Annotated in this window: 14 protein-coding genes and 2 pseudogenes; 9 read left to right on the forward strand and 7 right to left on the reverse strand. The window is 68.4% G+C overall.

Annotated elements, in window-relative coordinates:
* Window positions 1-18 precede the first annotated feature (18 nt).
* Window positions 19-1,323: an MFS transporter gene (locus ACIQFZ_RS30380; RefSeq protein ID WP_402692696.1), complete on the reverse strand. Its 1,305-nt coding sequence runs from the start codon at window positions 1,321-1,323 to the stop codon at window positions 19-21.
* Window positions 1,324-1,610: 287 nt separating this feature from the next.
* Between ACIQFZ_RS30380 and ACIQFZ_RS30385 the strand changes: the two are divergent.
* Window positions 1,611-1,865, forward strand: a pseudogene (locus ACIQFZ_RS30385) (IS5/IS1182 family transposase); the annotation flags it as partial.
* Between the two features lie 242 nt (window positions 1,866-2,107).
* A complete protein-coding gene (locus tag ACIQFZ_RS30390; protein WP_402692697.1) occupies window positions 2,108-2,251 on the forward strand; it encodes a hypothetical protein in 144 nt (47 codons plus the stop codon).
* 223 nt (window positions 2,252-2,474) lie between these two features.
* Here the strand turns inward: ACIQFZ_RS30390 and ACIQFZ_RS30395 are convergent, their stop codons facing one another.
* A complete protein-coding gene (locus ACIQFZ_RS30395; protein ID WP_402692698.1) occupies window positions 2,475-3,212 on the reverse strand; it encodes a TetR/AcrR family transcriptional regulator in 738 nt (245 codons plus the stop codon).
* Window positions 3,213-3,352: 140 nt separating this feature from the next.
* Between ACIQFZ_RS30395 and ACIQFZ_RS30400 the strand changes: the two genes are divergently transcribed.
* Complete coding sequence (locus ACIQFZ_RS30400; RefSeq protein ID WP_402692699.1) at window positions 3,353-4,282, forward strand: NAD-dependent epimerase/dehydratase family protein; 930 nt, start codon at window positions 3,353-3,355, stop codon at window positions 4,280-4,282.
* Window positions 4,283-4,359: 77 nt separating this feature from the next.
* Here ACIQFZ_RS30400 and ACIQFZ_RS30405 read toward each other — a convergent pair whose 3' ends face one another.
* On the reverse strand, window positions 4,360-4,716 hold the full coding sequence (locus ACIQFZ_RS30405) for a DUF6233 domain-containing protein (RefSeq protein WP_402692700.1): 357 nt from the start codon (window positions 4,714-4,716) through the stop codon (window positions 4,360-4,362).
* A 261-nt stretch (window positions 4,717-4,977) separates the two neighbouring features.
* On the opposite strand from ACIQFZ_RS30405, the pseudogene ACIQFZ_RS30410 reads away from it, so the two are divergent.
* A pseudogene (locus tag ACIQFZ_RS30410) lies at window positions 4,978-5,158 on the forward strand (S8 family peptidase); the annotation flags it as partial.
* A 370-nt stretch (window positions 5,159-5,528) separates the two neighbouring features.
* Window positions 5,529-7,178: a TlrC/CarA/OleB/SrmB family ABC-F type ribosomal protection protein gene (locus tag ACIQFZ_RS30415; protein ID WP_402692701.1), complete on the forward strand. Its 1,650-nt coding sequence runs from the start codon at window positions 5,529-5,531 to the stop codon at window positions 7,176-7,178.
* A 104-nt stretch (window positions 7,179-7,282) separates the two neighbouring features.
* Here ACIQFZ_RS30415 and ACIQFZ_RS30420 read toward each other — a convergent pair whose 3' ends face one another.
* Window positions 7,283-7,501 carry a transposase family protein gene (locus ACIQFZ_RS30420; RefSeq protein WP_402692702.1) on the reverse strand — a complete coding sequence of 73 codons (219 nt, stop codon included), beginning with the start codon at window positions 7,499-7,501 and terminating at the stop codon, window positions 7,283-7,285.
* A gap of 125 nt (window positions 7,502-7,626) precedes the next feature.
* The gene (locus ACIQFZ_RS30425) at window positions 7,627-8,061 is read right to left on the reverse strand and encodes a hypothetical protein (protein WP_383063246.1); all 435 of its coding nucleotides are present in this window, start codon (window positions 8,059-8,061) and stop codon (window positions 7,627-7,629) included.
* 195 nt (window positions 8,062-8,256) lie between these two features.
* On the opposite strand from ACIQFZ_RS30425, the gene ACIQFZ_RS30430 reads away from it, so the two are divergent.
* The gene (locus tag ACIQFZ_RS30430; protein ID WP_365432461.1) at window positions 8,257-9,048 is read left to right on the forward strand and encodes a class I SAM-dependent methyltransferase; all 792 of its coding nucleotides are present in this window, start codon (window positions 8,257-8,259) and stop codon (window positions 9,046-9,048) included.
* Window positions 9,049-9,157: 109 nt separating this feature from the next.
* Here the strand turns inward: ACIQFZ_RS30430 and tpg are convergent, their stop codons facing one another.
* Window positions 9,158-9,715, reverse strand: coding sequence for a telomere-protecting terminal protein Tpg (gene tpg, locus ACIQFZ_RS30435; protein ID WP_402692703.1), 558 nt, complete (start codon window positions 9,713-9,715; stop codon window positions 9,158-9,160).
* A 112-nt stretch (window positions 9,716-9,827) separates the two neighbouring features.
* The gene (gene tap, locus ACIQFZ_RS30440; protein ID WP_402692704.1) at window positions 9,828-11,960 is read right to left on the reverse strand and encodes a telomere-associated protein Tap; all 2,133 of its coding nucleotides are present in this window, start codon (window positions 11,958-11,960) and stop codon (window positions 9,828-9,830) included.
* A 127-nt stretch (window positions 11,961-12,087) separates the two neighbouring features.
* On the opposite strand from tap, the gene ACIQFZ_RS30445 reads away from it, so the two are divergent.
* The 3 genes from ACIQFZ_RS30445 to ACIQFZ_RS30455 all read left to right on the forward strand — a co-directional run bounded on the left by ACIQFZ_RS30445 (window position 12,088) and on the right by ACIQFZ_RS30455 (window position 13,909).
* The gene (locus ACIQFZ_RS30445; protein ID WP_376541851.1) at window positions 12,088-12,408 is read left to right on the forward strand and encodes a DUF6191 domain-containing protein; all 321 of its coding nucleotides are present in this window, start codon (window positions 12,088-12,090) and stop codon (window positions 12,406-12,408) included.
* A 71-nt stretch (window positions 12,409-12,479) separates the two neighbouring features.
* Entirely contained in the window at window positions 12,480-12,995 is a 516-nt protein-coding gene (locus tag ACIQFZ_RS30450; RefSeq protein WP_383063257.1) for a DEAD/DEAH box helicase family protein, read from the forward strand.
* Entirely contained in the window at window positions 12,962-13,909 is a 948-nt protein-coding gene (locus tag ACIQFZ_RS30455; protein ID WP_383063260.1) for a helicase associated domain-containing protein, read from the forward strand. Before ACIQFZ_RS30450 ends, ACIQFZ_RS30455 begins: the two co-directional genes overlap by 34 nt.
* Window positions 13,910-14,032: the final 123 nt, after the last annotated feature.

The following is a 14,032-nucleotide window of genomic DNA, read 5'->3' on the forward strand; positions in this document are numbered from 1 at the left end:
TCACGGTGATAGAAGCCGTCACGCAGACGGGACCGGAGTCTCCGGCGGGGCGGGAAGCGTCCGTCCCAGGCGGGCGAGCGGGGACAAAACCATCAGTGCCGGCGACAGCAGCATGCCTGCGGCTGTGACCAGAAGGCTGGTGCGCGTCCCCCACACTTCTGCGAGAAAGCCGCCGAGCAGCGAGCCGAGCGGCGTCAGTCCCATGCCGACAAAGTTGATCGTCGCGGCCGCGCGGCCTTGCATCCCGTCCGGAGTGAGGGACTGACGGACGGCCATGACCGTGACATTCACCAACTGGCTGAAGGTCCCGAAGACGAAGTTGACCGTGAGGAGCGCGGGAACCGTCACCACGGAGGAGCCGTGCAGTGCGGGTACAAACAGGAACACGCCGTCGCCGAGGGCTGCCGCGGACACGAGCACAGCGCCGTATCCGAAGCGGCTCGGCAGGCGGGCGGCCAGCAGCGAGCCCAGGAGCGCGCCCGGCCCCGTCGCCGCGAGTGCCAGCCCAACGGCGGTGCCCGACAGGTGCAGGTCCCGTGGCAGGAGCAGCAGATAGACAGTCATCACAGCCGCGAAGAAGAACTGGAAAGCGGCTGATGCGAGGCACACAGTCCGCAGTGAGGTGTCGCCTGCGACAAAGCGGAGGCCCTCATGGATCCGCCGCCAGACCCGAGGAGGACGTTCCGAGCGTTCCGGGGTGGATTCTCGGCGACCGATGCGTCGGATCGACAGGAACGACAGCGCGAAGAACACCGCGCTGGAGGCGGCGGCGATCGGCGCCGACAGCACAGACACCAACGCACCGCCGAGGGCGGGACCGCCGATCTGCGCCGCGGACCGGCTGCCCTCGAGCGCGCTGTTGCCCCGCACCAACTGATCGCGTTTCACCAGCCGTACGAGAGACGCCTGGTATGCCACGTCGAAGAACACGGACAGAGCTCCGACGGCGAAGGCAACCACGAGCAGCGCCGGCAGGCCAAGCCAACCGAGGAGACCGGCCACGGCGGCGGCGCCCAGTGCCAGGGCCCGACCGGCGTCCGTCAGCACCATCAGCGTGCGGGTCCGCCACCTGTCCACCCACGCGCCGGCGAAGAGTGACAGCAGCAGGATCGGCGCCTGCCCCACCGCGCGCAGGGCGCCCAACTGGCCGGCACTGGCGTTGAGCGTCAGGACGGCGAAGAGCGGCAGAACCACCAGACTTGTGTGTTCGCCCAGTTGGGAGGCTGTCTGGCCCACCCAGAGCCTGCGGAAGTCGCCGTCCCGCCACAGGCTTGACGGAACAGGGCCACCGGAATCGGATACAGCGGAGGAAGAGGACGGCACGGGGACCCCTCGGAGGACCGAAGACGAGACCCGCCAACCGGTGCACGACAGGTGCACCGACCATTTCAGGCAGCGGGAAAGGAAGGCTCGCTATGCCGCGCATCAAGGGCAGCACGCGATGACAGGCCGCTCACGGCCTCAAACGTCAACGCGTGCTCGGACGACCGACCATGTCTTCGCTCCTCTTGAGTCACTCGCTGCGCGAACACTAGCTCCCACTCGACGGGGCACGAAAGGCGATTAAGAGATCGTCTCAACTGGCTTGATCGCTGGCTTCGGTGCGTCCGGGCCGACCTCCCATCCGCTCCCGGCGCGCGCCCCGCCGACGGCGGCCCGTCAAGTTCCATGGCGACAAGGGCTATGCCTGCGACTACCTGCGCCGATGGCTGCGGCTGGGCCGCCACCATTGGACCGTGGAGTGGACGGTGGCGTGGCTGTCCGGGTGCCGCCGCCTGCACCGCCGCTACGAGCGCAAAGCCGATCATTTCCTGGCCTTCGCCAGTATCTCCGCAGCCCTCATCTGCTACCGCCGATGCGCTCACCAGCGAACATGCTCGTCAAAAGAGAGCCCGACCCGATCTTGCGGCGCCACGGGTCGGGCGATGAGTTTCGCGGATGTCGGAAGTCCACACACGTGGGTTGCAGCTATTCGGCCGGCCCTTGCCGGGGGCTACGTCCCTGGGGATGCGAGAGAAGGGAACGAGGGGCACCGCCCCATCATGGAGGCGGCCCGCAGTCGCCCAGGCTGCCCCGACTTGTCCATCTCGCCCGACCCGGTCGAGCTGTGAACAACTTCGAGCACTGGGAGTCGCAGGAGGCCCTCGACGCCTTCCGCGCGGTGGCACCGCGCCCCTCCGTATCCGTCGACATCAAGGACGACCAGGTACTCAAGCACCAGATCTCGCATACCGGGCCGTCCTTCGACTGACGGGTTCCGCCGGAGACGTCGCCCTCGCCTGTAGTGCAATCCTGAGATCGGCTCTAAGGACTCCTAGCAAAAAGAGGTCTTCAGGCGACGCCAGCAGATGATGCTGGAGCCGAGGGTGGGGAGGGCCTTGACTGGCTGAGGGCGGGCGAGTTGTGCCGCCGCGTCGGGTTCGTCTCCTCGGCGACCGCGCAGAAGTATCTGAGCTGTCGATGTTCCATGTGCCTCACCCGTCGCCGTGGGAGGGGACGGCCGTGGCGAGCCCGGCGAAGTCGGCCATCACCAGCATCTGGTGCTCGAAGTACTCCCGCCGTCCCTCGATCAGGTCGGCGAGCCGTCCGAAGACCTCGAAGCTGACCAGGCCGAACAGTTGGGTCCACAGCGTGAACGCGGTGGCGAGGGCCACCTCGGGTGCCGGTTCGGTCCGCGTGGGCTTCGGCATGGGGCTGTGGTCCAGCAGTCGGCGCAGCTCCGCGCGGGTCGTGGCGGGCAGTGGCCGGGGCGGGGTCGCCGGGTGCAGCCCGCGTCCGGCGCCGTCGAACAGGAGGGTGATCAGGGTCATCACGACCTCGGATGCCGGCCCCACGGTCTCCGGCGGAGCCGCATACCTCGGTACCGGGCTGCCGTAGATCAGGGCGTATTCGGCGGGGTGGTCCAGGGCCCACGAGCGCACCCCGTGGCCGAGTGCCACGAGCCGGGCCGTCAGGTCGTGGCGGGGGACGGCGGCTTCCGCGGCCTTCGCGGACGCGGCGAGCGCCGCGTAGGCATCCGTGATCAGCGCGGTCAGCAGGGCGTCACGGTTCGGGAAGTAGCGGTAGAGCGCCGAGGGGACCAGTCCGGCGTCTCTCGCCACGGCCCGCAGGGACAGGTTCGCGCCGTCCGTGGCCAGGTGGCGCTTGGCGATCGCGCGGATCTCCTCGGCGGTCTCGGCGCGGACCCGGGCCCGCAGTGATGGCACCGACATGACTGCATTCTCGCACAGCGGGGAGAACGGCCGACCGAAGAGTGAACGGTGTTCTTGACAGGCGGTCCGCCGGTGGTGCAAATAGATGAGAGAACACTGTTCTTGCAAGAGAACGCCGTACACGCATCCGGGGTCAGCTCATGTCTTTGCACGTCATCGTCGGTGCCGGGCCGGTCGGATCAGCCACCGCGCGCCTGCTCGCCGACCAAGGGGAACAGGTCCGCGTGGTGACACGGCGCGGAACCGGTCCCGACCATGTGGCCGTCGAGCGGGTGGCAGCCGACGCGACCGACGCATCAGCACTCGCCCGGCTCTGTGCGGGCGCGACCGCGCTCTACAACTGCGCCGGCCCGCCCTACCACCGGTGGCCCGTCGAGTGGCCGCCGCTGGCGGCGGCCTTCCTCGAAGCCGCCCGTACCAGCGGCGCCATCCTGGTGACCGCGGGCAACCTCTACGGCTACGGTCCGGTGACCGGCGCCATGACCGAACGGCACCCGCTACCGGCGAGAGGCGCGAAGGCCCGCGTGCGGGCTCAGATGTGGGCCGACGCGCTCGCCGCGTACGAAGCAGGCCACGTCCGCACCGCGGAGGTCCGTTCCTCGGACTACCTCGGGGCCGGTACCCAGTCGCTGCTTACCATGGCTGTCCTGCCCAAGGCGCTGGCGGGAGCGCGCGCGAGTGTGCCCGCGGACTTGGACGCGCCGCACAGTTGGACCTACGTCGGCGACGTGGCGCGCACACTGGTCGCCGTCGCGGCGGACGAAAAAGCGTGGGGTCGCGCCTGGCACGCGCCGACCGCCGCGCCGGTCTCCATCCGCGACATCACCATTCGCGCCTGCGCATTGGCCGACGCGCCGCCACCGCGGTTGTCCACCATGCCCGCGGCAGTGCTCTGGCTCGGCGGACTGGTCAATCCGACCGTTCGCGAACTCCGCGAGACCCAGTACCAGTTCCGCAAGCCGTTCGTGGTGGATTCCTCCGCCGCGACCGAGGCCTTCGGGATAGAGCCGGCCCCGCTCGATGTCTCGCTGGAGGAGACCATCGCCACATGCTCCAGGGAAGACCGGTGAGGCGCGCGCTATCGTGCGCCACCCCGCACCCCTAGCCCCTCGGCCTCGGCCTCGGAGTGATCCAACCACCTCCAAGATCACTTCGTTAGGAGTCCTAAGCAGTTGATCCCGAGATCCCTGTCGGGCCGACAGTGCATGCAGGCGCTGGTGCCGGCGGCGAGCAGGCTCCGGGCCTCCTCACGGCCGATCGGGCGGTGTCGCTTGCCTGCCATGTAGCAGGAGCCCCGGTGGACCTGCGTGGGCGGCCGGCCGGCCCCGATGCCGAGTTCGACGATCCACTCGGACGGCCGCGGCTTCGCACGGCGGCCACGGTCCTGCTCGGCCTGCCGCTGCACCACCTGGGTGATCTTGCGGTCGATGCGGCGCAGCCACATCGCATGCCAGACCCGCAGAGTGCGCAATCGCTCCAGGTCAGGGGGCAGATCATCGAACACATTTGTGATTCTAGGGGCGTAATCCGATGCCGTCGCACTCGCGTGTTCGATTTTCTGTTCGATTGCCTGAGGAGTGGGGGTGAGCACGTGAACCACGAGATCGAGGGGCAGTCGACGGTGCTGCATGTGAGCTGTCCGGACCGGCTCCCGGAGCAGGCCTACCGGCAGGCGCTGGACCTGCTGGCCGACCTGTCACACCGGCCGTCCAGGCGCCGCCTCCCACCTGCGCACTGGCCGAACTCAAGGGCGCCCTGCGCTAGCTCGGTCCTCGACCTCTTCGCCCACGGCTCCTCGATCACGGCGGGCTGGAACACCAGCGACACCGCCACCAACACCATCTCAGGTACGTCGCGGGCGCGGCCGCGGTCTACCTCGCGAACCACACGCGGTCACCAGCCCGGGCACCGGCTCGCCGAACAAGCTCCTCAGGATCCTGCCCTGAGCCCCCTGGGCCCCTCAGTCTCTGAGTCTCTGAGTCTCTGAGTCTCTGAGTCTCAGAGACTCTGAGTCTCTGAGTCTCTGACCGAGTGTTTCCCGGAGCCGTCCGCGGCTCCGGGAAACACCTGTCCGCCGCGACTCACCGAAGAAATGGCTTGGCGGCGTACGGATTCCCCGCCTAGGGTGCTGCACATGGGTTCCCTGTGACAGTCCCCGTGCGGCCGCGTTGAGCTCGGCTCCGCCGTCGCGCGTTCTCATCCGTGCTTCCGCTCCTCCCGTGATACCGCCTGTCTGGCGTGCCGTGGAGGGTTCTGGCGTGCGCGGATGCGTCCATCCACCGATGCCGATCGGCCCGGCCGAGAACAGGGGACTCCGTGCCTACCTCACAGCTATCTCTTCAGAACGTCACCCGCCGCTACGACGATCAAGTCGTTCTGGACGACGTGTCCCTCAGCATCAAGCCCGGCGAGAGGGCCGGCATCATCGGGGACAACGGAGCTGGTAAATCAACCCTGTTGCGACTGATCGCCGGACATGACCGGTCCGATAACGGCGAGTTGACCGTGGTCGCGCCTGGCGGCTTGGGCTATCTCGCTCAGTCGTTGGCTCTGCCTCCCGAGGCCGACGTCCAGGACGCGGTGGATGTGGCTCTTTCCGAACTGCGTGATCTGGAAGCGCGGATGCGCCACGCCGAAGCCGGACTCAAGGGCTTGGCGGGGGCGGAGCTCACCGCGGCGCTGGACGCCTACGCCGACCTGGTCGCCCGGTACGAGGCGCGCGCCGGCTACGAGGCCGATGCCCGGGTTGACATCGCCCTGCACGGACTCGGCCTGCCGGGCCTGGCCCGGAAAAGACCGCTCGGCACATTGTCGGGCGGTGAGCGGTCACGGCTGGCGCTGGCCGCGACCTTGGCGTCCCAGCCGGAACTGTTGCTGCTGGACGAGCCGACCAATGATCTGGACGACCAGGCGGTGGGCTGGCTGGAGGCACACCTGCGGGCGCATCGCGGCACGGTGCTCGCGGTCACCCACGACCGGGTGTTCCTGGAACGGGTCACCACCACGATCCTGGAGGTCGGCGAGGGCAAGGTGACGCGTTATGGAGACGGCTACGACGGCTACCTTGCCGCCAAGGCCGCTGAGCGACGGCGCCGTCTGCAGGAGTACGCGGACTGGCGCACGGAGCTGGCCCGCAACCAGAAGTTGGCCGCCACGAACGTGGCACGGTTGGACGCGATCCCTCGCAAGCTGCCGTTTGCCGTGTTCGGCCACGGCGGCTTCCGCACCCGCGGCCGTGGTCACGGGGCGATGGTCCGTATCCGCAACGCGAAGGAGCGTGTCGAACGGCTCACGGACAATCCTGTCGCGCCGCCGCCCGAACCGCTGGTGTTCGCCGCCCGAATGACCACCGCCGACGGTAGGACGTCGCAGGCCGCGGCGGAACTCACCGGCATCCGTGTCGAGGCCCGGCTGCAGGTGCCGTCGCTGCGGATCGACGGCGAGGAGCGGCTGTTGGTCACCGGGCCCAACGGGGCCGGCAAGACGACGCTGCTGCGGGTGTTGGCGGGTGAGCTGCAACCCGATGAGGGGACGGTGCGCACGCGGGGCCGGGTCGGGCACTTGAGGCAGGAGGAGACCCCGTGGCCGACCGGCCTGACCGTCCCGCAATCGTTCGCCTACGGCCGCGGGGGCGACCTGGACGAGCACACTGACCATCTCCTGTCCCTGGGCCTGTTCAGCCCCGTCGACCTGCGCCTGAAAGTGAGCGAACTGTCGTATGGACAACGGCGCCGGATCGAACTGGCCCGCCTTGTCAGCGAACCCGTCGACCTGTTGCTGCTGGACGAGCCGACCAACCATCTCTCCCCCGCCTTGGTCGAGGAACTGGAAGGAGCCCTTGCCTGCTACCGAGGCGCGGTCGTCGTCGTCACTCACGACCGCCGCATGCGGAGCCGCTTCACCGGCAGGCACATGGAACTGAACGCCGGCCACGTCGCACAGTTCCATGAGGCCCCAGCGCACTGAATGAGACGCTGCCAACTTGAACGTGCTGGTCAGGGTCCTGGCGTGGCAGGGTTCGTGGATTCTCGTGCTGTTGGTGGGCGGTTGTCTGCGTTCTAGATCGTCTGTCAGCGGCTCGTTTCGAGGTTGGTCAGGACGAGCAGGGCGCGCAGCAGGTTCGTGGCCCGTGCGGGGTCGAGGCGCAGTCGCGTCAGGATGCGCCAGTTTTTGAGCGCGGCGAAGCCGTGTTCGACGGGGGCGCGGGCGGCGGCGATGAGCTGGTTGTTCTGCTTCCGTGCCGCGGTGAGCTTCTTCTTGCGGGTCCGCTTGGCCCCGGTGGTGATCACCGGTCGTTGGGGTCCTGATCGAGGCCGACGAAGCCGAGGTCGGCCAGGGCGCCCAGACCGGCGATGCGCAGGTGCTCGCAGATCTTGTCGTGCCGGGCGGTCTTGACCTCGCTGGCCGCGCCCCGTCAGGCCGAGGAGATCCAGGCCAGGTTGCCGCGCTCGTCGGTGAGGGCGAGGAACAGCAGGCCGTGGGACTTGTGCTTGCCGCTGTAGTTTTTGCGGTTGGCTTTGCCGGTGCGGCGGCGGGTGCGGATCAGGGTGCCGTCCAGCAGCACGACCTCGCCGCCGCCTCGGGCGATCTTCTTCAGGGCGCGGTCCAGGCGCGGGGCTTTGGCCGCAAGCAGAGCGATCACCTCGTCGCACCAGCGGCGGATCGTGGTGGCGGAGATGTCGTTGCCGCCGACCTGGCCGCCGGAGCGGGACCGCCAGCGGGAGTCGATCGCCTTCAAGTGGGCGCGCAGCAGGTCAGCGACGTAGTTGACGGTGTTCGTGGACAGCGGCAGGCGGCACTGGTAGACAAGGGATCCGGCACCCTCGGAGGGTTTGTTGGTATTCGTCACACAATCCCAACCGCCACCGAGGGTGCCTCGTCACGACCCAGCGCTTACGCACCCGCTGCGCGACCACCCGTCGAGCCAGTGGGCACCTTTGACGCCCGCTAATTTCGTTGAGCCCGCACCTGTGATCGTGTTGGCTATCGGCATCGAACTGTCAGTGCCGCTGGTGTCCGCTTGGCTGTAAGCAGGGAGTTAAACGTGCAGGACATTGTCGTCGACCCCGGTGTCCATAATCGGGCAGCCTGGGACAAGTATGTCCAGGAGGGCAACGAGTGGACGAGGCCGGTGAGTACTGAGGATGTCGAGCGCGCCCGCATGGGCGACTGGTCGATTGTCCTCATCGGGCGTGAGCCAGTCGACCGCTCCTGGCTGCCGACGGACCTGACCGGCAAGGACGTGTTGTGCCTGGCCTCCGGCGGTGGCCAGCAGGGTCCGATCCTCGCCGCCGCAGGGGCGCGGGTCACCGTGTTCGACAACTCGCCCCGCCAGCTCGGCCAGGACCAGATGGTGGCGGCGCGCGACGGACTTGAGCTGCGCACCGTCCTGGGTGACATGTGCGACCTCAGCGCCTTCGGCAACGCAGCATTCGACGTTGTGTTCCACCCGGTCTCGAACGTATTTGTACCCGACTTGGCGCCGGTGTGGCGTGAGTGCTTCCGCGTCCTGCGACCGGGCGGAACTCTGCTCGTGGGCTTCCTCAACCCTGATGTGTACTTGTTCGACCACGAGGCCCTCGACGAGCGCGGCGAGCTGGTCGTCGTGCACAAGCTGCCCTACAGCGATGTCACGCAGTACTCCGCCGAGGAACGCGCCACGAAGTTCGGCGCGGATGCCCCTCTTGAATATAGTCACACCCTCACCGACCAGATCGGCGGGCAACTCGCCGCGGGGTTCGTCCTCACCGGCTTCGCAGAAGCACCGCACCAATCCAACGCATCCGCCCAATACATGTCGAACTATTTTGCGACGCTGGCGGTAAAGCCAGGCTGACCCAGCCGCGGCGCCGGCCCCTGCATCCGCATCAACACGCGGTGGCCTTCCAGCGGACCCTCTCCCGCGGGAAGGCCACCACAGCGGGACAAGTACCTGCATCGGCGGCTCAGAAATCCAGGTCGAGGTAGTCAATTTCGTTGATGGCCACGTCCGACAGTCCCATAGCGCGTACTCCGCCGTCCTGGAAATAGATCTCTTTGAATCCTTCGGCGATGATTTGGCGCATCTGCTGGTCGCCGGCTCCCATGTCGCGGGCGTCGAACAGGCGCTGTGCGTAAGACGGAGGAAGGTGCACGGTAAGGCGGCGGAGGCGGCCGTCGTCGGTGGTGCCGACCGGCGCGGTGAACCCGAAACGGGCTCGCGTCTCCACCGTGATCCCGCCCGTGGCGGCGGCCTGCTTGCGCCGGCGCTTGCGGACCTGCGGCTGCCAGCGCGACCGCACGGCCGCGTCGATCTTCTGCTGGATCTCCTTCGGCGGGTGCTTGCGGGCGCCGCGCCGGTAACGGTTGACGGAGTCGGCAGTGACGCCGAGTTCCGCGGCGACGGCCTTCGCGGACTTCAACTGCTTGAGCAGGAAACCGATCTGGCCCTTCAACGTCTTGGGTGGCTCCCGCGTGAAAGCCTCTCGGTCGGCACGCTCGATCGCGTCCTCGATCTCTCCCACAGCGTCAGTTCCCTTCGGAGACAAGGTCCTTGCCCTCGAAGCGGATCAGTGTCCGCTCCACTTCGGTGTCGGCTTCGAGGCGCGGGGCGACGATGCTGGTGCCGGCCACGGCCTACTCGCCTTCGTCCAGGACGGCGTCGCCACCCTTGATGTGCCGGGCGGGGTTCAGGCCCTGCTCCATCAGGTCGACCGCCCAGGCCATCTCCTGCACTCCTTCGACCTTGGCCAGGCCCGGGGTGGATCCGAGGCGGAAGGCGCCGGGGATCGGCTTGCCGCTGGTGCTGTAGGGCAGGAAGTCCAGCGGGCTGCGGCCCGGGCTGGGGTAGACGACGCAGTCGGACAGTACCGCGAGCGGGTACAGACCGGTGAACTCCGCCATCCTGACCAACTTGCGGTGCATGTTGACCCGGGCCTTGCTGATGACGGCGGCGCGGATGTCCGGTCGCCAGGTCGGGCGTTCAAGGGCCGGCCAGCGGTCGCCGTCCTTGTAGTGCCGTCCCTGCGGGCGCTCGCGCAGGTTGCCCACGCCGCCCTTGACGGTCGCCTTGATGGCCGCGAGGACGGCCGCCAAACCGGGGTCGGCCTGCTTGTGCCGCTCCATTGCCGCGAGGAATTCGGTGTCGCTGAGGTCCTTGGTGACGCCCAGGTCGGCGAGAGTGTCGACGTAGGCGGTCTTGAGCCGGTCGTGCCACGGGTCCAGGTACGCGCCGGTCGCGCGGCGCAGATACGCCTCGGTGGGCTGGACGTTGTAGCCGAGTTCCTGGGCATAGGCGACGGTGTGGGTCTGGTACCAGGCGGGTCCCGTTGGCCGGAGGCCGGAAGGGGTGAACGGTGAGGGCAGGCGCGGGTCCAATTCGATGGGGGACAGGTCCACGAGCCATGCGCCGGGGATGCGCTTGTCGAAGTGCGGGTGCCGGACGTGCTCCGGGCCGGACAGGCCGACCATCAGACGGGCCGCGGCCGCGAGGAAGGCGGTGTTCAGGTCCAGGCCGACCACCCACGGAAGGGCTGCCTCCTCGGCGGTGAGCAGGTCGAGGTCCCGCACCCACTGGTACGCCTCCTCATCCAGGAAGCCGTCCTTCCAGCCGGAGTTGACGACGACGGGGTGCTCCTGGGTGGCCTCCGGCGGTGCCGGGTCGACCGGCTCCGTCCCGAGCGATCCGGGGTTGTGGCCGGAGACCCAGTTTCCGGTCGCGCGGTCCTGCACTGCCCTCGTGGGCGGGCGCAGCGCAGTCATCAGCTCCAGCCCGGACACGGCCGTAGAGCCGCGAGGGGTGATGACGCGCTGGGCGTAGACGCCCAGGACGCGTGCGATGTCGGCAGGCTCCATCTCCGCGACTCCCGGCCAGGCCCGGGTGTCGAGCGCGTCCCACGACAGGACGGCGAGCTGAACGCACTGCCGCTGCCCGGCCTGCGCGGGGCGGTAGATCCGCGCCCACGGCCCGAACCCGCGCTGTGTCAGCTTCCACTTCGCACGGGTGACCTGCTTGACCACGGGATGGTCGTCCGGCAGGCGCAGGGAGCGGCGCTGCTCGTGGCCCTCCAGGCGCTCCGGCAGCCCGAGCTTCGCGGCGGCCGCCGCGGTGAGCACGATCAGCGGGTCGCTTTCCTTGCCGTTGCGGTGCAGCTTCGGCGCACCGAGCCCGGACTCGCGCAGCGTCCACTCCACCAGCTGAGGGATGGTGGTCGCCGGGCAGTCCAGTACGATCCCGTTCACGCCGAACGCGGAGCCGTCACCGTCCAGCACGGCGAGCGGCCCATGCGGGAACCGCGGGTCCAGCGCGGGCTGAGTGGCCTTCTTCGCGGCCGGACGGTGTGACGATGTGACCGGGCGGCGGGCGGCCGGACGTTCCGGCGCGGCCGGGGCAGCGGGCGCCTGCTCCGGTGCGGTGGTTTCCGCCTCGACCTCAACCGGGCCGCTGAACGCCTCCGGAACCAGTGCCGACTGGGGCACGGTGGCCGGGGCGGGAGTGGGAGTAGCGCTGTGGGCGGGGTGGGCGGGGTGCTTCGTCGCCCAGCCCGTCAGGAGCCGCTGGTAGGCGGACAGGCGTGGCTCCTTCGGTTCGGAGCGGCCGTTCTCCCAGTTCTTGACCGTCTGCGTCGACGTCTTCAACGCGACCGCGAGGCGGGCCTGCGTGATCCCGGCGGCCTCACGCAACCGGGCGCGCTCCGGCGGAGGCGGGAGCTGCGGCTCCTCCTCCAGCAGCGCGTCGACCGACGCGAACAGCTCTTCCTCGGTTGCCATCTCCATACCTCCATCCCGACACTAGCATCATTTAGCCCTGCTTTTAACCAAGTTGTTTAACTCGATCTGATGATGTCGTGCCGTCGAAGGTTGAGTGCAGCAACGCCGCTCCCCTCACAATGGCCGTATGGCATTCGTCTTCTTCATGACCCTGCCCGGGCTGGTCGTTGCCCTGACCTTGGTTGCCTTTGTCGACCAGCTGCTGTTGCGCGCGGGGCGGGCCGGGGTGTTGCCGTGGCGAAACGGCGCGCGACAGGGCCAGATCTCGGCGACCGGGTTCGAGCAGCTCCACGCGAGTCTTTCGCCGGGCAAGCAGAACGAGCTGAAGGAGCGGCAGTCGGCACTGGTCATGCCGGACAACGAGGACGACGGGGCACCGCCGAACAGGACAACGGTGGACCTGGACGGAGGAACTGCGGTCGTCCGGATGCCTCGCCTCGGTCACTAGAAGGCTCGCTCGAACTTCGATGGCACGAGCTCACGTCATCTGGCGCTGTGAGACGGGAGAGAACCGCACGAATGCCCGACATCCACCTCCGGGACCACCAGGTCGAGGCCGTCAACGCGATCGTTCGCGGCCTGGACGTACCACCCCACGGGATCCCGGCGAACGGACTGCGCGGCCAGGTCCACGCCGCATGCGGCACCGGCAAGACACTCGTCGCGGCCGCCTCCGCACGCCGGATCGCTCCCAAGGGACGCACGCTGGTCCTGGTGCCGACGCTGGATCTGCTGGCCCAGACCGTGCAGGCCGGGCACAAAGGCCCGTCGGTCGCGGTGTGTTCACTCCAGGACGACCCGCAGCTGTGGTCGTTGAAGGTGCGGTGCACGACCAACCCGATCCAGCTGGCGCTGTGGCACGGCACAGGGCCGGTCACCATCTACGCCACGTACGCCAGCCTCGGGGTGCTGGCGGAGGCGTTCGAGGGAGCCTACGGCCAGCAACTGGTCCCGAGTCGATCGGTACGGCACCGGGCGAAGGCGAGGAAGAGTCCCGTCTCTTGCTGCGCTTTGCGTCTCCGCGTGACCCGGTGATGATCGCGGACTGGGTGTCCTTCAACGTGATCGACACGGAGAAGCAGGACTGGGCGCGCGGCTGGACGAAGCTGAAGGCGTACATGGAGCGTGAGGGTCACGCCCGAGTTCCGTACGGACACCGGGAGGATGCGTACCCCCTTGGGAAGTGGGTCGCGGAGCAGCGACGCGTGTACGGGGCCGGACAGATGATTGGCCGGCGCGCCCGGCGACTGGAGAAGCTGGGCATGGTGTGGAGCCCGGCGGATGAGCGGTTCCAGGAGAACCTGGCGGCGGCCCGCGCGTACTACGAGGAACACTGGACGTTGTGCGTGCCCCGGACCGCGACCGCGCTGGACAGGCCGATCGGGCAGTGGCTGTCCAATCTGCGCCGTCCCGAAGCGTTGGAAGGGCACCCGGAGTGGGAGACTGCGCTCCGCGAGGTCGACGAGGACTGGAACCCGGCGTGGCCGGCGGACTGGCAACGGCACTACGCCGCCGTACGCGAGCTGCCGCGCGAGGAGCACCAGACGGAGGTCCTGCCGGGAGTCATGGTCCACGGGATGGACGTCGGGAAGTGGCTGGCGCGACAGAGGCAGCAGACCATCTGGCAGAGACTGCTGGACGGACAGCGCGAGCGTCTGGAGCAGCTTGGCATCGTGCCGCTGCCCCCGCAGCAGGAAGCGCCCCCGAAGCCGTCCAAGAGCCGGACCGGGGCATTCGAGCGGGGCGTTGCGGCCCTCGCACACTACAAGGCCCGCACCGGATCCGTGACAGTCCCCAGGGGCCACGTGGAAACCGTCGTGATCGACGGCCAGGAGCACGCCGTGAAGCTCGGGATCTTCCTGTCGAACACCAAGACAAGACGGGGGAAGTTGACGGAAGACAAGCTCCAGCAACTGGCAGACCTCGGTTTGGAGTGGGCAACAGCCTAGTAGTGTGTCGCTGCTTAGCTGTGGGTTTTTTGGTCGGGATGCTGGTGTGTGGCAGATTCCCCTTCCGTTCTGCCGGACAGGGCTGGTGCGATGGGTTCGCAGAAGAAGAGGCCGGTGGTGCTG

This window comes from Streptomyces sp. NPDC093064 (genome assembly GCF_044754605.1).
Classification (GTDB): domain Bacteria; phylum Actinomycetota; class Actinomycetes; order Streptomycetales; family Streptomycetaceae; genus Streptomyces.

Bases quoted from the DNA above. Each gene is read 5' to 3' on its own strand.
- ACIQFZ_RS30395 (WP_402692698.1), bottom strand. From the start codon at position 3,212: ATGTCGGTGCCATCACTGCGGGCCCGGGTCCGCGCCGAGACCGCCGAG.
- ACIQFZ_RS30400 (WP_402692699.1), top strand. From the start codon at position 3,353: ATGTCTTTGCACGTCATCGTCGGTGCCGGGCCGGTCGGATCAGCCACC.
- tap (WP_402692704.1), bottom strand. From the start codon at position 11,960: ATGGCAACCGAGGAAGAGCTGTTCGCGTCGGTCGACGCGCTGCTGGAG.
- ACIQFZ_RS30445 (WP_376541851.1), top strand. From the start codon at position 12,088: ATGGCATTCGTCTTCTTCATGACCCTGCCCGGGCTGGTCGTTGCCCTG.
- ACIQFZ_RS30450 (WP_383063257.1), top strand. From the start codon at position 12,480: ATGCCCGACATCCACCTCCGGGACCACCAGGTCGAGGCCGTCAACGCG.